The organism is Cellulomonas sp. P24 (assembly GCF_024704385.1).
In the GTDB taxonomy this organism is placed as follows: domain Bacteria; phylum Actinomycetota; class Actinomycetes; order Actinomycetales; family Cellulomonadaceae; genus JAJDFX01.
In genome coordinates this window covers 1855984-1876562 of record NZ_JAJDFX010000002.1, presented here as the reverse complement: position 1 = coordinate 1876562, position 20579 = coordinate 1855984, and the positions used below count along the sequence as shown (strand labels likewise).

Genomic DNA, 20579 nt, shown 5'->3' with positions numbered 1-20579 from the left:
GCGACGCCCCGTGCGTCCTCTCACCATGAACATCATGCGGGAGACCCGGGGGGCGACCGTGCGGTGTCTTGGCGTGTTGTTCATCGGCCTGGTGGTGCTCGCGGGCTGTGGTGGGTCGTCGGGTCACGGGACGTTGTCGGGGCACCTCTACGTGGTCGGCGGGCCGGCGCCTGGGACGCCGCGTGCCGTTGACGGGACAGTCGTCGCGACTGGCCCTGACGGGCGGCACACGGCCACGGTCGGTGCCGACGGCAGCTACACGATGGAGTTGGCCCCGGGGACGTACACCGTGACCGGCACGAGCCCGCAGTACGGCGACGGCAAGAGCCCCTGCCCGGCGAACGGCACGGTGGCCGTCGTGCAGAGCGAGGTTCGCACCGCTGACGCGTACTGCCAGATGCCGTAGTTGCCGACGCGGTCGGCGATGTCGGCGCGGCGACATCGCGTTGACCGGATCTGGCGCGCCTCGGGTTCAGGCAGGGACATGGCCCGACGTCCGGGCAGGTGCGGGCGCCTGCCCGGTAGGGGTTACGACCCGAGGTCGTGGAGCGCCTCCGCGATCCGGGTTCCGGCATCGTCGGCGTACTCGGTCAGCGCCTGGTTGCCGGTGACGGCGGGGATGAGATCGGGGTCGAAGACGTGGATCTCGCTCCGGTCGGGCCCGGTCGCCCGCACCACGACGCTGCACGGCAGCAGCACGCCGATCCGAGGGTCGGCGGCGAGCGCACCCTCGGCCAGGGCCGGGTTGCACGCTCCGAGGATGACGTAGGGCTCGATCTGGGTGCCGCGCTTGGCCAGGAGCGTCGCCTGCATGTCGATCTCGGTGAGGATGCCGAAGCCGTGCGCGCCGAGCGCCTCGCGGGTCCGGGTCACCGCCTCGGCGAAGGGCACGTTCAGCTGTGCGGTGCGCTGGAATTCCATCGGTTCCTCCTGGGGCGGGTCGGCCGGCTCACAGCGAGCCGACGTCGTGCTTCCACCATGCGTCACCGATACACGTGGGGACACTCGGGGGAGCGGATGTGGCAATGGCGCGATCGAGTCTTCATGGTGGCAGCGACGCTGCGACCCCTGTGCCGCGGGGTGACGAGCTCCAGGCTGATGGGGACGCCGCGGGCAGTGGACGCTCCCCACCGGGACCCCATCGTTGGCGTGCCTCAAGACCGGTGTGCCTCAGAGGCTCAGGCCCCCCATCCCATCGTCGAGACGCCCACCAGGACGAGCACGACAAGCGCCACGACCAGGGCGACTGCGCCGAGTGCGCGGCCTGAGCCCGTGCGTACGGCGATCACGCCGAGCGCCAGCGCCGCGAGCGGCGCCACGACGCCCACCACGAACATCACCCAGGCGAGGGCTCCGATCGCCGCAGAGGCTCCAGTGTTGGCCCGCCAGGTAAAGAGACCGGCGACGGTCGCAGCACCGGCGTGCCAAGAAGGACAAGAGCGAGAGCAGGAGCCGGGGCGGTCCTGTCTGGGGGAAGAGGGAGCGTCCGTGTCCGACGGAGAACCACTCAGTGCGGTCTACCGCCGGTCGGCAGCGGTTCCGGCTGGATCAGCGACACAGGCCGTGAGGAAGGGGTCGACAGCCGCGCGGAAGGCCTCCGGCTGCTCGACCCACGGGTAGTGGCCGCAGCGCTCGAGAACGACGATCTGGCCGGTCGGGAAGAGTCCTGCCAGCGCCCTGACCGGCGCCACCCCCGTCAGGCAGTCGTGGGCTCCGGCTATGACCAGAACGGGCGCGCTCACGACTCGAATGCGTTCGCGTAGGTCGTGCGGGGGCTCGACGCTGAAGAACGCGCGCGCCGCGTCGAGGTGCCAGCGCCCGATGCTCGCGTGCTCCTGTTCCACCGGTCCCCACGACGCGTAGGTGGCCGGGGCCGACGTCTGCTGCCAGGCGTTGAAGGCGTCATCGCCACCCGCCAGGTCCGGAGCCCCCTCCAGAGCGGCGACGGCGGCGTCGAAGGCCGGCTCGCCACGGCGTGCGTCGATGAGTGCACCGGCTTCGGAGGGCTCGTCGACCAGGTACCCGGCAGGTGGTGTGATCAGCACCAGGCCGGCTAGTGCGTGCGGGGACTGGGTGGCGTAGGCGATCGCCAGCCGCGTGCCGGCGGAGTGACCGACGACCACGACGCGCTCAGCACCCAGGTGCACGCGCAGCGCCTCGATGTCCTCGGCCTGGCGCCAGAAGGAACCGTCCTCGACGCGGTCGGGCGCCGGAGAACGCCCCACACCCCGCAGGTGCGGCACCACCAGCGGGAAGGAACCGGTAAGCCCGGCCAGGTCCCCGAGATATCCCGGATCGCGAGCCGCGCCACCCGCCAGCACGATGACCGCGCACGCGCGATCGCTCTCGTCGCCGAGCACGTCGTAGTGCAGCGAAGCCCCATCAGACGCGAGGAAGGTCGGCACGCCCCGACCCTAGGGCACCGGCAGCCGCCTACGCTGAGTCGATGACGCGCTACGTCATCGACGCTCCCACGTTGGTGCACCTCATCGACCACGAGCTGCGCATCGACCCGAGTGTTCAGCTCGTCGCGCCGAGCTCGATCCGCTCAGAGGCACTGCAGCTGCTGCTGCGCGACGTCACCGATGGCGCGCGAACCGACACGGCCGCCCTGGAGACCCACGTGCGGATCACCGAGCTGAAGATGCGACTGCTGGGTGATCGGGTCTCACGCGGCACGGCGTGGCGGATCGCCCGCGAGCGCGGCTGGGACACGCTCCGCGACGCGGAATACCTCGCGATCACCCGGCTGCAGGCCGACGCGCTGGTTACGGTGGACCCCGACCTGGCGGCGAAGGCAGAAGGCGTCGTCCCGGTCGCCGCGCTGCGGGCCTTGATCGACGGCGACTAGCGGACATGGTCAGGGCTCACCTGTCACCCCGAGCTCGACCCGGCTCGGAGCGCCCGGCAATGGCTCCTGTCAGTGCGACGACGCTCGCCCGGATCTGCCTCGCCCGGCTCGCGCCGAGGCGATCTCGAGGCGACCACTGCCGTCTGGCGTCCGGAGCCTGGTGATCTTCGCCTCGTGGTCGCGGAAAGCGCGACCGACGTCTCTCGTCAGCGAAGGTTGCGATGTCCTCGGTACCTCGTAGGTTGTGGCCATGTTCATGCTGCATGTCCGGATCAGCGCCAAGGTCGGCAAGCGCGACGAGCTGCTGACGATCATGGCCGAGGACTCCGAGCTGCTTCCCGGCTGCCGCCTCTACGTGGTCGCCGTGGACGTGGCCGACGCGGATGGCGTCTGGGTGACGGAGATCTGGGACTCCGAAGAGGCTCACGACGCATCGCTCAGCCTCGACCGCGTCCGAGAGCGCATCGCTCGCGCCATGCCGCTGATCGACCCCGACGGGATCCGTCAGCAACGGCTCGACGCTCGCGCCGGTATCCCTGGCTGATCACTCCTGGCCGACCACGCGGGCTCCCGGCGGACCGGGCAACCCGGCCGGATGCCGCTGGCGTTGTCCGGCATGCCGTCGCCCGGTCGTGCCGCGCTCCGGGCGGCTTCGCTCGGCCGGTCCTGCCGCGACACGGCTTCGAGCCGAGCCGCTCATGCATCAGTGGTGCCGGGGACGATTCCGGCGTCGGCTGCCAGGCCCGTATGAGGCCATTCCTTTCGGGATGCTCGGATCCCAAGCGGGGAGGTAGCCCTCGACATCGGGCTGACGGCGCAGGAGTGCCTTGACGTCGTGCTTCACTCCAGCCCAGAAGGCGCGCCACCTCATGGCATCGATGGTCGTCGTCCACGCAGCGAACCGCAACGCCCCGAAGTCGACCTGGGCGAGGATGGCCACGTCGTTCCCTCGAGCACGATGGGGCGCCTCCGACGTCCCGTACATGCCGCGGTCCGGCATGGCCCCCCTCGGCCGTCGGCTTGGGGCCGCGCGGAAGATGTCGGCTGCGGCTGCTATGCCTTGTGCCATGACTGAGCCAGGCCTCACGCTCGAGGGCGCATCGATCACCGGTCGTGGCCGCTCGCTGAACCCGTTCGTGATCATCGAGGATGCGGCAGGATTCATCGCGTTCGCGGAACAGGTCTTCGACGCGGTCGAGGTTGCCGAAGCGCGGACGCCGACGCCGACGGGCGTGCTCATCCATGCCGAGCTGCGGGTCGGTGACTCGTTGCTGCTCCTCGCGGACCCGCAAGACGGCTGGGGCACGCGCCCGGGCATGTTCCAGGTGTGGGTGTCCGACGTCGACGCGGTCGTCGCTCGTGCCGTCGAGCGCGCCGCCGACCTTGTGACGCCGCCCACGCCGTTCTACGGCTCGGTGACGCTGGCACGGGTGAGGGATCCGTGGGGCAACCTGTGGTGGCTCTACCAGCCCACGCCCGGACAGCCGGACCCCGAGCCGGTATGGCGGGGTGGCCCGGACACCGTCTTCCGCACCCTTGACGAGCACCTGCGCTCCACCCACTGAGCATCCGGTCAGCGGCACCCCGCTGACCCTCGGCGCAGGCTCCGCGCGTACCCGTGGGCCGCCGCTCAGGTCGAGGCGAACAGGATGCTCATGACGCCGGGCACCGGAGGGGTGTACGTGCCGGTGCCTGCACCCAGCGCTCGCCACTCGGCGTTACCGACCACGCCGGTGGCTGGCAGGTGGTGCAGGCGTTGGAAGGCGATCACGCTGGCTCGGGTCGCGGGGCTGAACACCCCGTCGGCGGCCGGTGCGCCCAGACGTTGCTGCAGCATCACCACCGCGCTCCCGCGTGACCCGCTGGCCAGGCGGACGTCGAGGTAGGGCGTCAAGAGGTTGCCGCGTGCGGCCTGCCCGGTGACTCCCGGGCAGGTGAGGTCGAAGTCGTACACGTCGTCGGTCCACTGGGTCAGCCAGGGTGTGCCCCCGGCGTAGCTCGCCGTGACGCACCGAGCCGCAGCGTCCGACTTGCTCGCCTTGCCGACCGGCACCCAGGTGGGCACATCCGGCATGCTCCGGGCGCCGGTGATCGCCTTCCAGGCGTTGTCGTAGGAGTAGATGCCTGCGTGGATGCCGGCTTCCTGGTAGCCCGCGATGACACCGTCGATGACGGCGTTGTTCTGGTCCGCGACCGCCGACCACGGGGTTCGCTTGCTGGGCTCGACATCGACCCAGACCGTCGGTGACTGCAGGCCGACGCGGGCCATGGTGGCGAGGTTGAAGGCGGCCTGCGCGGCACCGACCCGACGTAGCTGCTGGGTCAGGGTTCCGGTGCCGCCGTAGCGGACCAGCTCTGCATCGGTCGGATAGGTCGAGATGGCGTAGGCGCCGGCCCACAGATGACGGGATCTGACCGAGGCGACCTGGCTGGCCAGGCAGGGGTTGGCCCGGAACGACCCGCCGTCGGTCAGGCCCAGCACCGCGAACGATGCGCTGTCCTGGGGGCCCGGAAGTCCGTAGCCGCCCTCACTCGTCGCGCACTGGGGCCAGGAGATGTCGTTGCCGTACACCGTGGATCCGGGGGCCGGCACCGGGGACAGGTGGACCGGCGGCGCGACGGGGGCCGACGAGGACGGGGACACCACGGCGCACAGGATCAGGCCCAGGGTTGCGGCGATGGTGGTCAGCCCGTTGGGTCGTCTCCTCGGTGGGGACGTCGCGAGGTGCACACGCCCAGTCTGCGTTGTTGCGGTCGCCGGCGGAGGTCGCCACGTTCGATGACCATGGCCGCGTCGGGCCGGGTGACATCTCTCGGTCGACGCGGTGGCTCGTACCATCGACTGGTGCCTCCCCGCTCACCGCTCCCGGCACGCCACGGCCTCGCCGCCGCCTGGGTACGCACCCCCGACGGCGATCGAGGCAGCCCGACGCCATGGCCGACGATGGGCGCGTGGCTGCGGCACCGCCTGCCGGAGCGCGTCGATGTGCCGACGATGCTGGCACAGGAGCGCTTCGTCGAGGAGAGCGGCCGCGTCGTGCGCGAGGCGGACCCGTACGGGCCGCAGCGGTTCGTGTGGTTCCACCGCGACCTGCGCGACGAGCCGGAGGTGCCGGGTCGGATCCACGTGGTGCACCGCGACGAGCGCCTCGTCGTCGTCGACAAGCCACCGTTCCTCGCGACGATCCCGCGTGGCGGACATGTCATGCAGAGCGTCGTCGTCCGGCTGCGCGCGGAGCTCGACCTGCCCGAGCTGTCGCCGCTGCACCGCCTCGACCGGGTCACGTCCGGCCTGTTGATGCTGGCCACCGAGAGCCGCTGGAGGGGCCCGTACCAGACGGCGTTCGAGCGGCGCGCAGTCGAGAAGACCTACCGGGCGCTCGCGCCGCTGCGTGCCGACCTGGAGCTGCCCGCGATCGTCCGCAACCACATCCGCAAGGCGCCCGGCACCTGGTGCGCCGAGGTCGTGCCCGGGGCGCCGGTCAACGCCGAGACGCGCGTCGAGCTGGAGCGTCAGGTGGACGGCGGCGGGATCTACCGGTTGACACCTCGTACGGGCCGGACGCACCAGCTGCGGCTGCACCTGCTCGGGCTCGGCATCCCCATCGTCGACGACCCGTTGTACCCCGTGGTGAAGGACGTCCCGGTCGACGACTTCCGCCGGCCCCTCCAGCTCCTCGCGGCCGAGGTCGCGTTCACGGACCCCGTCGACGGCCGGTCTCGGCAGTTCCGCAGCGTCCGCTCGTTGCCGCTCACCGCGGAGGAATGAGCCCGGAGACGCCACCCGCTCGTGGCGATGAGCGCGTCACGCCGATGCGCGGGTTCGCCGGCGGTCAGACGGTGCGGGATCGACCGGTGTACGCCACCCCGAGCCGGAACGCGGCCCACAGCACGCCCGTGACGGCGGTGGCGACGAGCGCCAGGACGAAGTCGGGCAGGAACAGGCTGAGGTGGGCGAGCGGTGAGCCGAACAGGCGTGGCACCAGAACGAGGATGAACCCTGCGGCGGCCAGCGTGGTGAGCAGCGGGAACCACAGGCTGAATCGGCCGGCGACCCCCGATTTGGCGCGGATCGCGGCGCGGTGGCGCCAGGCCCAGATCATGCTGAGCAGGTAGACGACCGGCAGGAGCACCAGGCCGATGAACAGGGCCTTCTGGGGCAGGCGGGAGCCTTCGCCGGCGTAGTCGACCCCCAGTGCTCTGGCGGCGATCGCGGTGCGGAGCTCGGTCGTCTCCCCGAAGCCGATTCCACCGACGGCGTTGACGAGGACGACTGCCCCCTTCTTCTGTGCGGGAATCATCCATGCCAACGACTCGAACCCGGGGCTCGACCCGGTGTGCCACACGCTTCCGTTGCCCGGGTCGAGGTACCAGCCGAGGCCGTAGCCCGGCGATGCTGCGCTGGCCGGGCGCATCATCTGCGCCTTGCCTGCGGCGCTGAGCACGTCGTCCTGGCCGTTCAGCATCATCTGCATGTAGAGCGCGAGATCGCCGGCGGTGGCGATGATCCCGCCCTGGGGGGCTGTGGCGCGACCGGGCGGGCTGTCGGTGAGCGGTCGCTTCGTCCCGAACCATGGGGTGTGCCCGGTCGCCATGGAGCTGTGGGTCGTCCCGTCGGCGACGAAGCTGTGGTCCATGCCGACCGGTTCGAGGATGTGGGCCGTCACGTAGGTCTGGTAGTCCTGCCCGCTCACGGCCTCGATCAGTCGGCCGAGGATCTGGTAGTTGAGGTTCGAGTACTCCCACGTCTCGCCGGGGCGGCCGGCCGGAACCTCCCCGGCACGTGCGTCGACGGAACGCTCGAGCGCGTCCGGCGCGTTCGGGTCGACGGAGGCGGTGCTGCTGTTGCCCTGCAGCGTGGAGAAGCCGCTCGTGTGGCTGAGTAGCTGCCGGATCGTGACGGGTCCGGCGGGCCGTCCGGAAAACTTGTCGAGATACTGCGAGATCGCGCCGTCGAGGGTGACGTCGCCCGCCTCGACCAGCTGCATGACGGCCAGCGCGGTGAAGCTCTTGGAGATCGAGCCGATCACGAACGTCGTGTCCGGCGTGACGTCGATCCCGCTGCCGATCGTGACCACGCCGCGTGTCCCGACGGCGGTCGTCTCGCCGTCGGCCACCACGGCGTATGCCAGGCCGGGCACGCCGGACGCGGGCAGCTCGTGGTCGATGACGTCCTCGATCGATCCGTCGGGTGCGCTTCCTGGCAGGACGGAGACGAGGCCGAGAGCGAGGACTGCGAGAAGGTGCCGCACGATGTCAGCCTTCCTGAGGTCGCCTGCGTGCACGCGGTTCGCGTCCCACCCATCCGGGACGAGCGAGCACCAAAACCGCCTCGGAACCCGTCGCGCGAGACCGAGAGCTCCTGGCGCGGGGTCGATGCCGGGTCAGCACGCCGGACGGATGTGGACGACGGACTTGCCGCGGGCGCGACCCTCGGCGAGGTCGCGGATGGCCCGCGGGACCTGGTCGAGGGGGTAGGTGTGCCCGACGGCCGGGGTCAGCTCGCCCGCCTCGATGGCGGCCCGCAGCGGCTCGAGACCGTCCCGGTGCTCGACGGACATGACGATCGTGAGGCGTTGGCTGACGAGCGGCGAGAGGGCCAGGGCGCGCAGCTGACGCCCGAAGCCGCCGGTGAACCTGCCGCCACCCTCCCCGCCGACGATCACGAGGGTGCCCGTGCGGGTCAGGGCCCGGCGGAGCCGTCGCACCGGGGTCCGGCCGCCGGTGTCGATGATGAGGTCGTACTGCGCGGAGCCGTCGGTGGGGTCGGTGGTGGTGTGGTCGAGGACCCGGTGCGCGCCGAGCTCGCGCACGAGGTCGGCCTTCGCTCCGCTGGCGACGCCGGTGACCTCCGCGCCTGCGGCCCGGGCGAGCTGGACGACGTGGCTGCCGACGCCGCCGGAGGCTCCCAGCACGAGCACCGTGTGCCCGGCGCGGACCTGGCCGACCTTGTGCAGGGCCTGGTGGGCGGTGAGCCCGGAGATGGCCACGACGGCCGCCTGGTCGAACGGCAGACCGGCCGGCTTGCGGACCAGCTTGTCCGCCCGCGCACGGGCGTACTCGGCGAAGGTCCCGATGCCGATCCCGAGGACCTCGTCACCGATCGTGAGGTCGGTGACGTCCTCCCCGACGGCGACGACGCGCCCGGCCACGTCCATGCCGGGCACCCGCTGTGCGGGCCGGCGCAGGCCGTAGCCCATCAGGCGGGTGAGGTAGGGCAGGCCGGTCATCAGGTGCCAGACGCCGCGGTCGACGCCGGCTGCGTGGACCTCGAGAAGGACCTCCCCGGGGCCAGGAGTCGGGGTCGGCTCGTCGCCGACCCGCAGCTCGCCTGCGTCGCCGTACCGGTCCTGGGTCACGGCCCGCATGTGGCTGGGCACTGTGGGCACCGTCTGCACCGTCTGCACCGTGGGCTCCGTGGGCGCTGTCTGTCCTGTGAGCAGCGTGGGCGCTGTCGATACGGCTGGTGCCTGCGGTGTCGGGTCGAGTGTGGCGGGACCCGGCCGGGCCGCGCCCCTGGTGTGCTCGTGCGAGGTCACGATGTCGTTCCTCCTGGCGTCGTTCGTACTTAGTACGAGTGGTAGGCTCGACAGTAGGCGCACTTAGTACGAACGTCAACAGCCGATCGAGAACCGGAGCGCGATGACCACGACCGACGCACGAGACGCGGCCCGGGGGAGGCTGACGCGTACCCGGGTGCTGGAGACGGCGGTCGCGCTCGCCGACCGGATCGGCATCGAGGCGCTGACGATCCGCCGGCTGGCGACCGAGCTCGAGGTCAAGCCGATGACGCTCTACCACTACGTGCCCGCCAAGGAGGCGATCCTGGACGGAGTCGTCGACCTCGTGTTCGGCGAGATCGACGACCCCCCGCTGGACGGGTCGTGGAAGGACGCGATGCGGCACCGGTGCTCCTCGGCGCGCGAGGTGCTGCGGCGCCATCCCTGGGCCGTCCCCCTGCTCGAGTCGCGCACGTCTCCCGGGCCGGCGACCCTGCACCACCACGACGCCGTCCTCGGGTGCCTCCGCCGAGGCGGCTTCTCCTGGGAGCTGACCGCCCATGCGTACGCGCTCCTCGACGCGTTCGTCTACGGCTTCGCGCTCCAGGAGGCAGCCCTGCCGTCCGGCGGAGGGGGCGAGATCGGCGAGCTGGCCGACCAGCTCGTGCAGGCCTTCCCGGTCGGCGAGTACCCGCACCTCGCCGAGTTCACGATGCAGCACGTGCTGCAGCCGGGGTACTCGTTCGGGGCGTCGTTTGACGTCGACCTCGACCTGCTGCTCGACGGGATCGACGCGGCAGCCCGTCGCGAGGCCCGGTTTGCGGGCTCGTCCGCGTCCGCCTCCGCGCCCCGGCATTCGACGGACCACTGATCGCCACGTTCACGTCAAGTCCTCACGACGCCGTGCGTGGCTCCTGCTGGCGGTCGGGGATGCGCTCGTCCTCGTCGGTCAGATCGCTCCTGCAGGCCGTGCCGACGGCCGTCCTCACGGTCCCCGCAGGCACGGTTGCCCCGAGAGGGACAGCTCCGATCACAGGGTCAGGATCCGGTCAACGAGCGCCGGGACGACGACGAACAGCAGCACGGCGACGTTCATCCCGATGCCGACCAGGGCGATCGTCCCGCAGCCGCGCACGCGGGCGACGACGCCGAGGGCGATCCCGACCAGCAGCGGCAGCACCCACAGCACGGTGATCCCGATCCACGGCGCCCACCCCTCGATGTAGGCGACCTCGCCGGTCGGCTGGACGTCGGATCCGAGCACCTGCGCCAGCGGCCCGCTCGCCACGACGAACGCGACGGTCCACAAGGCGAAGACGGCGAGCGCCCAGAAGGAGCCCTGCGCCCAGCGCGAGGCTGTCAGGGGGACGTGGGTGTGGGTCGGTCCGGCGCTCTGGGCGCTCACGGTTGTCGGCTCGCGTGGGAGGGGGCGCTGTCAGGGGCGAGGTGGGCGGTGAACCAGTCGCTCGCGAGCAGCGCGACCTTGGCGAGCGTGCCGGGTTCCTCGAACAGGTGCGTCGCGCCGGGGACGAGCACGAGCTCGTTCGGGCAGCGCAGGTGCTCCTGCGCCTCGCGGTTGACGCCGATGACTTCGGTGTCCGCGGCGCCGACGATCAGCAGCGTGGGTGCCGTGACCCCGGCGAGGCGTGACGCGGCGAGGTCGGGTCGCCCGCCGCGCGAGACGATCGCGCGGACCTCGAGCGTCGGGTCCGACGCGGCCCACAGCGCCGCGGCCGCGCCTGTGCTTGCGCCGAAGTAGCCGATCGGGATCCCGTGCACCTCAGGTCGTCCGCGTAGCCACCTGGTCGCGGCGGCCAGACGGTTGGCGAGCAGCACGACGTCGAACACGTTCGACCGGTCGAGCTCCTCGTCGGTCGAGAGCAGGTCCATCAGCAGCGTGCCGACGCCCGCGCGGTGCAGCACGGACGCGACGAAGTGGTTCCGCGGGCTGTGCCGGCTGCTCCCGCTGCCGTGCGCGAACAGCACGACGCCGCGCGCACTTCCCGGCAGGTGCAGGTCGCCGTGCAGGGGATGGCCCGGGACGGGGATCAGGACCTCGGTGTCGGTGGACCGCTGGGCGACGGGACCGGGCTGCTCGGGCTCGCGGCGTGCGGCGAGGTCGAGGAGCACGACGACGTCCTCGTCGGTCGTCGCGGTGAAGTCGTCGTAGGACGCACCGACGGCGATGAACGGGTGCGGGGCGGCGAGGCACACGACCTCGTCCGCGTCCGTCATCGATCGGATCGCCCCGCAGGACGCGACCGGCACCGCGAGCACGACCTGCGCGGCACCGAGGCCGCGGGCGACCTGGCAGGCGGCGCGGGCCGTCGCTCCGGTCGCCATGCCGTCGTCGACGATCAGGGCGACCCGTCCGGTCAGGTCGATGCGCGGGTGGTCCTTGCGGTAGTGCTGCACGCGCGCGTCGAGCAGCGTGCGCTCGCGCCGCTCGATCGTCTCGAGCTCGCTGTCCGTGACGCCGGCGTGGGCGACGGTGTCGTGGTCGATCACCCGGACGCCGTCCTCGCCGATCGCGCCCATCGCGACCTCGGGCTGGTACGGCACCCCGAGCTTGCGCACGACGATCACGTCGAGGGGTGCGCCGAGCGCGTGGGCGACCTCGTAGGCGACGACGACCCCGCCCCGGGGGAGGCCGAGGACGACGACGTCCTCACCGCGGTGGGGCTTCATCCGCTGGGCGAGTCGGCGTCCCGCGTCGGTGCGATCCGTGAACATCGTCATCACCGTGCTCTCGCACGCCCCCGATCCTGCGGTCGGGAGTCATGTCCATCGTGTCCCCCGGCCCATGACTCGGCAAACGCGGGACCAGGTGAAGGTCAGGCCCTCAGCAGCCGTTCGACGAGCTCGGGGAGCGCCTGGTCGATCGGGCGACGGTCCACCTCGTCGGCGAGGCGGTCGTAGGGAGTCGGGTCGGCGTTGACGATCACGACGTGCGCACCGGCCTCGGCGGCCATCGCAGTGAGGCTCGCCGCAGGCTGCACCTTGAGGGTGGAGCCGACGGCGATGAACACCTCGCAGGACGTCGCGGCCTCCACCGCGGCCTCGAGAACGCCGGTGGGCAGCGCCTCGCCGAACATCACGACGTCGGTCGCCAGCAGCCCACCGCAGCGTGCGCAGTGCGGGTCGGGATCCGTGTCGAGGCGGGCCAGCACGTCGACGGTGGGCTGCCGGGCGTCGCAGTCCAGGCAGCGGGTGCCGGTGAGGCTTCCGTGCAGCTCGAGGACCGCCTCCGGGGAGGTCCCGGCGCGCTGCTGAAGACCGTCGAAGTTCTGGGTGCAGACGGCGCGCAGGGCGTCGGCCGCCGCGAGCTGGGTGAGGCTGCGGTGCGCGGCGGTCGGCTCAGCCGTCCACACCGGGCTCTCGCGCCACATCTGCCAGGTGCGACGGCGGATGGCCGGGTCCGTGACATACCAGTCGAGGTCCAGGAGGCGGGCTGCGAGGGGGTCGCGCGTCCAGACGCCGTCGGGCCCGCGGAAGTCCGGGATGCCCGAGCCGGTGGACATCCCGGCACCGGCGAGAACCGTGACCTGGGGGTGGTGACCGTCGTGCGAAGGAGCAGGTTCCACAGGCTCGACGCTACGCCCGTGCGCCGGCCCGGCTGCTCAGGCCCCGGCGGCCGTGACGATCGCGTCGGTCGCGAAGCCGAGCATCACGCCGAGGACGATGCCCCAGGTCGTGAGCTCCTTGCGGCCCATCCGGCGGGCGACGGCGAGCAGCTCGATCACGACGTACAGGATCGAGCCCGCGGCCAGTGCCAGGAACGCGATCGACGTGAGGTCGCTGACGAACCTCTGCCCGACGAGCGTGCCGACGAACGTCGGACCGCCACCGATCAGTCCGAGGAGCCCGAGCTGCGCCCAGGTCGGCCGGTACCCCTCGGCGGCCATCGGGGCGACGATCCCGAAGCCCTCGGTCGCGTTGTGCAGCGCGAACCCGATCACCAGCAGGACCGCGAGCTGCAGCTCCCCGGAGGCGGCGCTGTTGCCGATCGCGAGGCCTTCGCCGAAGTTGTGCAGGCCGATGCCCACCGCGATCATCATCGCGAGCCGTTGGGCCCGCACCGCACCGGGTGCGAGGTCCGTGAGCTGACCGACGGCTGCGGCGCCGGGCCCGGGGGAGAGCGGCGTCGTGACCCGGCCGGCGCGCCAGCGGTCGAAGTACACCAGGCTCATGAGCCCGAGCGTGAGAGCCAGCGCGAAGACGGTGCCGTCGATGCCGGCGGTCCGCAGGTCGCGCGCGGCGAGGGCCGTGTCCACGGGTTCCCACGCGTGCGTGAGCACGTCCCACACCAGGAAGATCAGGATCCCGGTGGCCGCAGCGTTGAGCAGGGCGCGGGTGCGCGGCATCGCGGTGCGCACCCGGCCGATGGGGAGTCCGAAGAAGATCGTGACGCCCGCGACGGCACCCAGTGCGGCGATCGAGGTCGAGGTCATCGGGAGGGTTCCTGTCCTGTGGGGGTGTCCGAGCGGGGTCGCTCCGGACTCCCGGGCGATCGATCGACACCGTACAGGTTAGGTAACCCTAACTTCCAATCGCTGCTCCTCGGGCGGTCAGGGCTCGATCGCGGTCCCCGGACCGGTGGGCGACGCGACGTCGGGCGAAGCTGCCACCGACGGCGCGTCCGCCGGCGTGGGCGACAGGGCCGCGGCCTCGAGCAGTCGCGCGATGATCGCGTCCTGCGCCTGCAGGTGGGCCTGGAGCTGCAGGGTCTCGTGCAGGATCGCCTCGGTGTCCTTGTACGTGTCCTCGGCCCGTTGGTCGGCGGCCGCGGCCTGCACGTTCTGGCCGACGATGATGATCGGCAGGAGCACGAGCTGCAGGAACGTCTGGGCGATCCACGCGACGAGGATGATCGTGTCGTGGGACCGCACCGCGGCCGGCAGGGAGATCAGGGCCAGCACGGTGAACAGGTACGCGGTCCACATCGTGCCGACGGCCAGCGTGATGCCGACGCCGACCTTGGCGTTGAACCGGCCGATCGGGCCCTTGCCCTTGACGCGCAGCTCGGAGGTCTTCGCGGGGCCGGACGCCTTGCGGGCGGCGATCCGCGGGTGCGGGACGTGAGTGAAGATCGCCGACGCGGCTGACGTCGACGGCTTGGTGGGCGCAGGCGACGCGGGTGACGCGGGTGACCCGGTGGGGTCGGTGCTGTCGGTCATGCCCGCAGGCTATGACCGCCACCGATCCACCGGCTGCCAGGCGCGCTCGACCGGGTGCGGACCCGATCCGGCGGGTCGGGCAGCCGTCTCGGCCGGCTCGGACGGGTGGAGCGTGCGGTGGCGCAGGCGGTCACTTGACGCACGGGATGCCCGAGGACTGCAGCGGGGTCGACGTCGCGGCGTCGGGACCCTGAGCTGCCGACGAGCTCGCGGCGGCACCGGTCGTGCCGTGCGACGTGCTCGTCGTCGTGCCGGTCGTGCCCGCTCGGGTCGAGCCCGTGCCGGCCCCGCCTGTGCTCTTCCCGCCCGAGCCGGTCGAGGTCCCGGCCGCAGCGGACGACGGTGCGGGGGTGCCGGACAGCAGCCGTGCCGTCTCCGCACGGATCTGGGCGAGGTTGACGAGGTTGACGTCCTGCCCGTTCCGGACGCCGAACCCGGTGATCGGCAGGGTGGTGAAGCTGAGGTTCCCGCCCGCGAGCTTCGAGGCCTCACCGGCGAAGCTCAGGAGGTTGAACCCGGAGTCCAGGGCGATGTTCTGCTTGGCCGTGTCGATCAGCGAGCGCAGCGTCCCGAGGTTCGTGAACGTGCCGGCCTGCTTGAGCTTGTACGCCAACGAGATGATGAACGCCTGCTGCCGACGCTCGCGGTCGAGGTCCGTGAAGTCGAGGTTGGGGTGGGTGTTGTCGCGTCGCTGCCGCACGAAGCTCACGGCCTGCGACGCGCTGAGCTGCTGGACGCCCGCGCGGAAGTTCGCACCGGAGAAGGTGTCGCTCGTGGCCTCGTCGAGGCACACCGTGATCGGCTGGACGGCCTGTGCGACCTGGTAGAACGCCGCCATCGTCACCTCGACGAAGTGGTTGATCGGGACCCCGCCGAGGAACGCCGAGACGGTCGCGACCTCCGCCTGACGTGCCGCGGCCCGCGCCTGCTGGTAGGCGTCCGCATGGGAGATTCCTCCGGCGTTGACGAGCTGCCGGAGCTTCTGGTCGAGCGTGAGCCCGTAGGCCTCCTTGATCTTCGCCATCGAGGTGCCGTCCGGGTGCCCGGGGAGGGCGACGTAGTCGTCCCGAGGGATCGAGATGCCGACCGCCTTGCCGCCGCCGGCGGGGAGGTGAAGGAGCATCAGGACGTTCGTGTTGTAGCCGCCGTCGGACTGGTTGCCCGCCTGCAGTGCGCTGTACACCTTGGCCGGGAGCGGGTTCCCGTTCTCGTCGAGCCTGCTGTCCAGCCCCATCACCAGGATGTTCGTCTCACCGGTGTGCTGGGGGACGCTGCTCGCGAGAGCGCTGAGGCTCGAGCGGTGGATCCCGTTCGAGAGGTCGAGGTACGTGGAGACCGCGAAGACGCCGGCCCCTCCGAGCAGCAGGGCGACGCCGCCGGCGACGATCGCAACGACCTTCCGGCGGCGACGGTGAGGCGCGCGAGCGGACGCCGGTGGACGTGACCCCGTCCGCGCCGCGGCCGGGCGTCGTCCGGCCGGTGTCGCCGACCGCTGCGGGATCGGCCGCCCTGGCTCCGATCGCGTCGGCGCAGGTTGTGCCGACGCGGGTTGTGCCGACGTGGACCGGACAGGCGTCGACCGGCCCGGTACCGGTCGTGCCGGCCTCGACCCGCCTGGTACTGGTCGTGCTGGCCTCGCACGGCTCGGCGTCGCCCGCTCCGGGGTCGCGCGACCGGGCACGATCGTGATCGCGTCGTCGTCCCCAGCTGTGGGGGGGTGGCGTCGGCCGTGGTGCCGCCGGGTGCTGCGGGGTGAAGCTCGGTGGCACCGGGCGTGCGGGCGTGCGGCCCGTCGAGCCGACGCGTCGAGCCGGACCCCCGGGGCGCGCGCGGCTTCCGGACCGTCCGGCCGGCGTGTCGTCGTCGCTCATCGCGGTCCACCGGCCGTGGCGGTCGGATCAACGGCGTCCGGGCGGCGAGAGTCCATGCCGGGATGCTACGAAGCGTCTGTCCGCAGGCGGGGATGCCACGGCGGACGGACGGTGGAGGAATCGTGCAGCCCGCGAGCTTCGACATCGGGATCGGCGTGCCAGCCGCCGTCCTCGGGAAGGACGACGGTGGGTGGCATATGGTGCTGGCGTTCAGAGGTCCACGTGATCAGGGGGTGTCCACGTGATTCGACGAAGCACGCGCGCCGGGGCCTCGAAGGCCGGTTTCGAGGCCCGCCTGGCGATTCTGGGTTCGCTCGCGCTCCTGGCGTTCGGGCTGGCGACGGCTGACGACGTGGCGCGCTCGGGCAGTCCGTGGCCGTTCGCCCTGCCGACGCTCGCGTGGGCGGTTCTCGTCGCTGTCCTGGCCGCGAGATGGTGGGGGCGCGGTGACCGGCATGCACACACGCTCACCGTCGGGGGAGCCGTTGTTGCCCTCCTCGGCGCGGTGCTGTGGGCGGCGCAGGTGGACGCGTGGATCGCAGTCGTGGCCGCAGTCGTGGGTCTCGGGCTCGCCGGCGCGGCGGCTGCGGTCGCAGCGCTGCGTCAGGTCGGGATCGGTGGAACAGGTCGCGCGTGACGACCTCGTCGCCATCCCCGCCCGGATCGCGACACTCCTCAGGTTCTAGGCGTGGGCGACCAACCAGTCGTAGGCGGTGGGGGTCAGCGCGCGGTCGGAGTAGACCCGGCGCAGCGGAGGCGTGCTGCCGTCCTCTGGGGTAGGGACGTTCGCCCGGGGTCCCTCCCAGACGAGCGTGAACCCGAGCTTCTCCAGCACCGCGACGGATGCCGGGTTGTTCGAGAGGACTCGTCCCGTGACCGGGACGTGCGGGGCGACCTCTGCCGCTGCCTCGAGGGTGGCGACGGCGATCTCCGTGGCGAGGCCCCGTCCCCAGGCGCGCGGTTCCAGCCGGTAGCCGAGGTTCCAGACGTCCCCGTCGTCGAGGTATCGGAGCCCGCCTGAGCCGATGAAGGCCCCTTCCGGCAGTGATGCGTCCGCTCCTGCCACGTCGACGCGGACGGCCCAGGTGCCGAGCCCGTGCTCGCGAAGGCTGCGCTCGGAGCCCTCGATGTGCTCGAGCGCCTGGTCGATCCCGGTGAAACGACCCTCGGGCAGGTGTCGCCAGGTGTCCGGGTCCCCGTAGACCCGGAGGACGTCCTCCGCATCCGCGGGGGTGAGCGGGTCCAGTCGGAGCCGGGCGGTACGGCGAGCGGTGGAGGGGCTGGTCACGTCACCATTCTGGGGTGCGCCGCCGCGCCTCAGCTGGCGAGCCCGACGACCAGCCAGATGAAGCCGACGCCGACGATCGTCGACAGCACGGTCAGCCGGGTCGGGTGGCTCGCGTGGGCCTCCGGCAGGATGTCCGACGTCGCGAGGTACAGCAGGAAGCCGGCGAAGAACCCCAGGTACAACCCGAGCACCGGCGCGGGGATCATGAACGCGAGCGTGATCGAGGCGCCGAGCACCGGCGCGATCGCGTCGGCGGCGAGGAGCGTCAGTGCGCGCCGGTGCGTGTTCCCGTACAGCGACGTGATCGTGTAGGTGTTGAACCCGTCGGCGAAGTCGTGCGCGATCACCGCGAGGGCCACGACGATGCCGACCGTGCTGCCGGCCTGGAACGCGGCGCCGATCGCGAACCCGTCCATGACGCTGTGCCCGACCAGGCCCGACGCCGCAAGCAGCCCGACCTGGGGTGCGTGGGAGTGCTCCGCGTACTCGTGCTCGTGGCCGCGGTGGATGCCGAGGGTCCGCTCGATCACGTGCAGCACCAGGAAGCCGAGGACGAACGTCAGCAACGGCGCCGGCACGCCGAACACCACACGGGGCTCCTGCGAGAGGGCCTCCGGGATCAGGTCGAGCCCGACGACCCCGAGCATCAGTCCGGCCGCGAGGCCGAGCATCAGGTGCCGGTAGTCACGTACCCGCAGCGCCGTCAGGCCTCCGAGGAGGGTCGTCACGAACGACCCGAAGGCGAACAGCACCACCACGACGGACCACTCCTCCGCATTGTCGGCACGCGACGGGCGGGACCGTCGCACGTGTCGTCATCTTGCCTGACGCGACCTGACGTGCACCGATGCGGTCGCGGGCGCCCACTGGCACGCAACGCGCGCCGGGGCGGCGTCATTCCTCACCGGGTGCGACGGCGGCGTCGGGCGACGGCGCGCGGCGATGGCCGGATGTCGGCGACCTGTGGCACCGACGGGGCGGCGCGGTGTCGGTGCCGGGCCGTACCGTCCTCCCATGAGCACCGAGCGCCTCGGGTCGGCCGAACCCGTCGAGCAGACCGAACACGTCGAGCAGGCCGGGCCTGACAAGCACAGCGGACCTGACAAGCACCGCGGCGTGGCCCCATCACGGTCGGTGCGGACCGTCGCGCTCCTGCCCGTCGCGGCGATGGCGGTGACGATACTGCTCTGGGCGTCGGCGTTCGTGGCGATCCGTCACCTCGGGCCGACGGTGTCCCCGGGTGCGCTCACGCTCGGGCGGTTGACGGTGGGCAGCCTCGTCCTCGGTGCGGTGCTGCTGACCCGGCGCGAGGTGTGGCCCCGTCGCGCCGACTGGCCGCGGCTGGTCGCGATCGGCGTGCTGTGGTTCGCGATCTACAACGTGGCGCTCAACGCGGCCGAGCATCGCGTCGACGCCGGGACCGCGGCGATGCTCGTGAACATCGGCCCGGTGCTCCTCGCCCTGCTCGCCGGGATGCGGCTGGGGGAGGGGTTCCCACGCCCGTTGATCGTCGGCAGCGTGATCGGCTTCGGCGGCGTCGTGGTGATCGGCGTCGCCACGTCGACGGGCACGCAGGCCGACGTGTGGGGAGTGGTGCTCTGCGTCGTCGCGGCGGTGGCCTACGCGGTGGCGGTGATCCTGCAGAAGCCCGTGCTCGCGCGGTCGTCGTCCCTGATGGTCACCTGGGTCGCCTGCACGGTCGGTGTGGTGGTGTGCCTGCCGTTCGCGCCCCAGCTGGTCTCCGAGCTCGGCGCCGCCGGTCCGGGATCCGCGGCCGGAGTCGTGTACCTCGGTCTCGGACCGACGGCCCTCGGGTTCACGCTCTGGGGCTACGCGCTCGCGCGCACGAACGCCGGCCGGCTCGGTGCGACCACCTACCTCGTCCCGCCCGTCGCGATCCTGCTCGGCTGGGCTCTGCTCGCCGAGGTCCCGCCGGTGCTCGCGCTGCTCGGTGGCGGACTGTGCCTGGTCGGCGTGTGGGTCACCCGGCGCCCGTCGCGATGACGAGAACCGGTCGATCAGGGGCCTGCGGGCCTGTGCGGCGGGAGTCTCCCGACTAGACTGGGGCAGTGCATCTGCGCACGTCAAAGGTACTTTCTGAGCGGAGTGTGGTGCTGGTGACAGGGCGTTCGGTCCAGTCGGTGGAAGACGTCATGACGTTGCTCGACGCGCTGTTCGACGAGCGCGCCCACCGCTGGTCCGACGGTGCCGGCGCCGCCTGGTGGGACAGCTTCTACACCGACCGTGGACGCGACGTCCCGTTCTTCCGGTGTGCGCCCGACGAGAGCCTGGTCGAGTGGCACCGGGACGGCAGGCTCGATCTCCCGCCGGGAGCGCGTGTGCTCGAGCTCGGGTGCGGGCCGGGACGCAACGCCGTGTGGCTCGCCGAGCACGGGTGCCGGGTGGACGCGCTGGACCTGTCGGCCGAGGCCCTTGCCTGGGGGCGTGAGCGTGCGGACACGGCGGGTGTCGACGTCACGTTCGTCCAGGCGGACATCTTCGGCTGGCCCCCTCCTGACGTCGCGACCGACGGGTACGACCTGGTCCTCGACAGCGGCTGCTTCCACCACCTCCCGCCGCACCGGCGGATCAGCTACCGCGCCCTCCTCGAGCGCACGCTCCGCCCCGGGGGAACCTTCGTCCTGGCGTGCTTCGCCGCCGGTGGCATGGGCACCGAGCAGTCGGATCTCGCGCTCTACCGGGACGGCAACCTCGGTGGTGGTCTCGCCTACAGCGCCGACGAGCTCCGGCGGACGTTCGGCTGGCTCACCGAGCTCGAGCTGCGACGGATGCACCCGCAACCCGCCGACAGCGACACGTTCGGCGAGGACTTCCTGTGGGCCGGTCTGTTCCGGCGCTGACGACCCCGCCCTCGATCACGTGACAGCCGGC

General features: G+C 71.8%; 23 protein-coding genes. 9 read left to right on the top strand and 14 right to left on the bottom strand.

Features of this window, described 5'->3' with window-relative positions:
- Positions 1–34: 34 nt before the first annotated feature.
- A complete protein-coding gene (locus LJB74_RS08845) occupies positions 35–406 on the top strand; it encodes a hypothetical protein (protein ID WP_259308182.1) in 372 nt (123 codons plus the stop codon).
- 122 nt (positions 407–528) lie between these two features.
- Here LJB74_RS08845 and LJB74_RS08840 read toward each other — a convergent pair whose 3' ends face one another.
- The 3 genes from LJB74_RS08840 to LJB74_RS08830 all read right to left on the bottom strand — a co-directional run bounded on the left by LJB74_RS08840 (position 529) and on the right by LJB74_RS08830 (position 2405).
- Complete coding sequence (locus tag LJB74_RS08840) at positions 529–921, bottom strand: DUF302 domain-containing protein (RefSeq protein WP_259308181.1); 393 nt, start codon at positions 919–921, stop codon at positions 529–531.
- A gap of 257 nt (positions 922–1178) precedes the next feature.
- Complete coding sequence (locus LJB74_RS08835) at positions 1179–1319, bottom strand: hypothetical protein (protein WP_259308180.1); 141 nt, start codon at positions 1317–1319, stop codon at positions 1179–1181.
- A gap of 198 nt (positions 1320–1517) precedes the next feature.
- Positions 1518–2405 carry an alpha/beta fold hydrolase gene (locus LJB74_RS08830; RefSeq protein ID WP_259308179.1) on the bottom strand — a complete coding sequence of 296 codons (888 nt, stop codon included), beginning with the start codon at positions 2403–2405 and terminating at the stop codon, positions 1518–1520.
- Between the two features lie 41 nt (positions 2406–2446).
- On the opposite strand from LJB74_RS08830, the gene LJB74_RS08825 reads away from it, so the two are divergent.
- The 3 genes from LJB74_RS08825 (at position 2447) to LJB74_RS08815 (ending at position 4416) form a co-directional block, all read left to right on the top strand.
- Positions 2447–2851: a hypothetical protein gene (locus LJB74_RS08825; protein ID WP_259308178.1), complete on the top strand. Its 405-nt coding sequence runs from the start codon at positions 2447–2449 to the stop codon at positions 2849–2851.
- Between the two features lie 250 nt (positions 2852–3101).
- On the top strand, positions 3102–3395 hold the full coding sequence (locus LJB74_RS08820) for a putative quinol monooxygenase (protein ID WP_259308177.1): 294 nt from the start codon (positions 3102–3104) through the stop codon (positions 3393–3395).
- 523 nt (positions 3396–3918) lie between these two features.
- Positions 3919–4416, top strand: a complete 498-nt coding sequence (locus LJB74_RS08815; protein ID WP_259308176.1) for a VOC family protein — start codon at positions 3919–3921, stop codon at positions 4414–4416.
- Positions 4417–4481: 65 nt separating this feature from the next.
- Here LJB74_RS08815 and LJB74_RS08810 read toward each other — a convergent pair whose 3' ends face one another.
- On the bottom strand, positions 4482–5582 hold the full coding sequence (locus LJB74_RS08810; RefSeq protein WP_259308175.1) for a peptidoglycan-binding protein: 1101 nt from the start codon (positions 5580–5582) through the stop codon (positions 4482–4484).
- Between the two features lie 114 nt (positions 5583–5696).
- Between LJB74_RS08810 and LJB74_RS08805 the strand changes: the two genes are divergently transcribed.
- Positions 5697–6620, top strand: coding sequence for a pseudouridine synthase (locus tag LJB74_RS08805; RefSeq protein WP_259308174.1), 924 nt, complete (start codon positions 5697–5699; stop codon positions 6618–6620).
- A 64-nt stretch (positions 6621–6684) separates the two neighbouring features.
- On the opposite strand, the gene LJB74_RS08800 is transcribed toward LJB74_RS08805, so the two are convergent.
- Both LJB74_RS08800 and LJB74_RS08795 read right to left on the bottom strand, forming a co-directional pair.
- Positions 6685–8103, bottom strand: a complete 1419-nt coding sequence (locus LJB74_RS08800; RefSeq protein ID WP_259308173.1) for a serine hydrolase — start codon at positions 8101–8103, stop codon at positions 6685–6687.
- A 132-nt stretch (positions 8104–8235) separates the two neighbouring features.
- Positions 8236–9240 carry an NAD(P)-dependent alcohol dehydrogenase gene (locus LJB74_RS08795; protein WP_259308172.1) on the bottom strand — a complete coding sequence of 335 codons (1005 nt, stop codon included), beginning with the start codon at positions 9238–9240 and terminating at the stop codon, positions 8236–8238.
- A gap of 253 nt (positions 9241–9493) precedes the next feature.
- On the opposite strand from LJB74_RS08795, the gene LJB74_RS08790 reads away from it, so the two are divergent.
- Positions 9494–10222: a TetR/AcrR family transcriptional regulator gene (locus LJB74_RS08790; RefSeq protein WP_259308171.1), complete on the top strand. Its 729-nt coding sequence runs from the start codon at positions 9494–9496 to the stop codon at positions 10220–10222.
- Positions 10223–10381: 159 nt separating this feature from the next.
- Here LJB74_RS08790 and LJB74_RS08785 read toward each other — a convergent pair whose 3' ends face one another.
- The 6 genes from LJB74_RS08785 to LJB74_RS08760 all read right to left on the bottom strand — a co-directional run bounded on the left by LJB74_RS08785 (position 10382) and on the right by LJB74_RS08760 (position 15762).
- Positions 10382–10756, bottom strand: coding sequence for a hypothetical protein (locus LJB74_RS08785; protein WP_259308170.1), 375 nt, complete (start codon positions 10754–10756; stop codon positions 10382–10384).
- A complete protein-coding gene (locus LJB74_RS08780; RefSeq protein WP_259308169.1) occupies positions 10753–12090 on the bottom strand; it encodes a phosphoribosyltransferase family protein in 1338 nt (445 codons plus the stop codon). Before LJB74_RS08780 ends, LJB74_RS08785 begins: the two co-directional genes overlap by 4 nt.
- Before the next feature lie 95 nt (positions 12091–12185).
- Positions 12186–12935 carry a Sir2 family NAD-dependent protein deacetylase gene (locus LJB74_RS08775; RefSeq protein ID WP_259308168.1) on the bottom strand — a complete coding sequence of 250 codons (750 nt, stop codon included), beginning with the start codon at positions 12933–12935 and terminating at the stop codon, positions 12186–12188.
- Between the two features lie 36 nt (positions 12936–12971).
- Positions 12972–13802 (bottom strand): ZIP family metal transporter, encoded by an 831-nt coding sequence (locus LJB74_RS08770; protein ID WP_259308167.1) that lies wholly within the window; start codon positions 13800–13802, stop codon positions 12972–12974.
- A gap of 117 nt (positions 13803–13919) precedes the next feature.
- Complete coding sequence (locus LJB74_RS08765) at positions 13920–14528, bottom strand: DUF1003 domain-containing protein (RefSeq protein WP_259308166.1); 609 nt, start codon at positions 14526–14528, stop codon at positions 13920–13922.
- A gap of 130 nt (positions 14529–14658) precedes the next feature.
- Complete coding sequence (locus LJB74_RS08760) at positions 14659–15762, bottom strand: LCP family protein (protein ID WP_259308165.1); 1104 nt, start codon at positions 15760–15762, stop codon at positions 14659–14661.
- Between the two features lie 878 nt (positions 15763–16640).
- Here LJB74_RS08760 and LJB74_RS08755 point away from each other — a divergent pair.
- Positions 16641–17036 (top strand): hypothetical protein, encoded by a 396-nt coding sequence (locus LJB74_RS08755; protein ID WP_259308164.1) that lies wholly within the window; start codon positions 16641–16643, stop codon positions 17034–17036.
- Positions 17037–17081: 45 nt separating this feature from the next.
- Here LJB74_RS08755 and LJB74_RS08750 read toward each other — a convergent pair whose 3' ends face one another.
- A complete protein-coding gene (locus tag LJB74_RS08750; protein ID WP_259308163.1) occupies positions 17082–17687 on the bottom strand; it encodes a GNAT family N-acetyltransferase in 606 nt (201 codons plus the stop codon).
- 29 nt (positions 17688–17716) lie between these two features.
- The gene (locus tag LJB74_RS08745) at positions 17717–18496 is read right to left on the bottom strand and encodes a ZIP family metal transporter (RefSeq protein ID WP_259308162.1); all 780 of its coding nucleotides are present in this window, start codon (positions 18494–18496) and stop codon (positions 17717–17719) included.
- Positions 18497–18701: 205 nt separating this feature from the next.
- On the opposite strand from LJB74_RS08745, the gene LJB74_RS08740 reads away from it, so the two are divergent.
- Positions 18702–19691: a DMT family transporter gene (locus LJB74_RS08740; RefSeq protein ID WP_259308161.1), complete on the top strand. Its 990-nt coding sequence runs from the start codon at positions 18702–18704 to the stop codon at positions 19689–19691.
- Positions 19692–19840: 149 nt separating this feature from the next.
- Positions 19841–20548, top strand: a complete 708-nt coding sequence (locus tag LJB74_RS08735; RefSeq protein WP_259308160.1) for a class I SAM-dependent methyltransferase — start codon at positions 19841–19843, stop codon at positions 20546–20548.
- Positions 20549–20579: the final 31 nt, after the last annotated feature.

Coding starts and splice junctions, on each gene's coding strand:
- LJB74_RS08845 (WP_259308182.1), top strand. CDS start 35: ATGCGGGAGACCCGGGGGGCGACCGTGCGGTGTCTTGGCGTGTTGTTC.
- LJB74_RS08840 (WP_259308181.1), bottom strand. CDS start 921: ATGGAATTCCAGCGCACCGCACAGCTGAACGTGCCCTTCGCCGAGGCG.
- LJB74_RS08825 (WP_259308178.1), top strand. CDS start 2,447: ATGACGCGCTACGTCATCGACGCTCCCACGTTGGTGCACCTCATCGAC.
- LJB74_RS08820 (WP_259308177.1), top strand. CDS start 3,102: ATGTTCATGCTGCATGTCCGGATCAGCGCCAAGGTCGGCAAGCGCGAC.
- LJB74_RS08815 (WP_259308176.1), top strand. CDS start 3,919: ATGACTGAGCCAGGCCTCACGCTCGAGGGCGCATCGATCACCGGTCGT.
- LJB74_RS08790 (WP_259308171.1), top strand. CDS start 9,494: ATGACCACGACCGACGCACGAGACGCGGCCCGGGGGAGGCTGACGCGT.
- LJB74_RS08780 (WP_259308169.1), bottom strand. CDS start 12,090: ATGACGATGTTCACGGATCGCACCGACGCGGGACGCCGACTCGCCCAG.
- LJB74_RS08770 (WP_259308167.1), bottom strand. CDS start 13,802: ATGACCTCGACCTCGATCGCCGCACTGGGTGCCGTCGCGGGCGTCACG.
- LJB74_RS08765 (WP_259308166.1), bottom strand. CDS start 14,528: ATGACCGACAGCACCGACCCCACCGGGTCACCCGCGTCACCCGCGTCG.
- LJB74_RS08760 (WP_259308165.1), bottom strand. CDS start 15,762: ATGGGGCTGGACAGCAGGCTCGACGAGAACGGGAACCCGCTCCCGGCC.
- LJB74_RS08740 (WP_259308161.1), top strand. CDS start 18,702: ATGAGCACCGAGCGCCTCGGGTCGGCCGAACCCGTCGAGCAGACCGAA.
- LJB74_RS08735 (WP_259308160.1), top strand. CDS start 19,841: ATGACGTTGCTCGACGCGCTGTTCGACGAGCGCGCCCACCGCTGGTCC.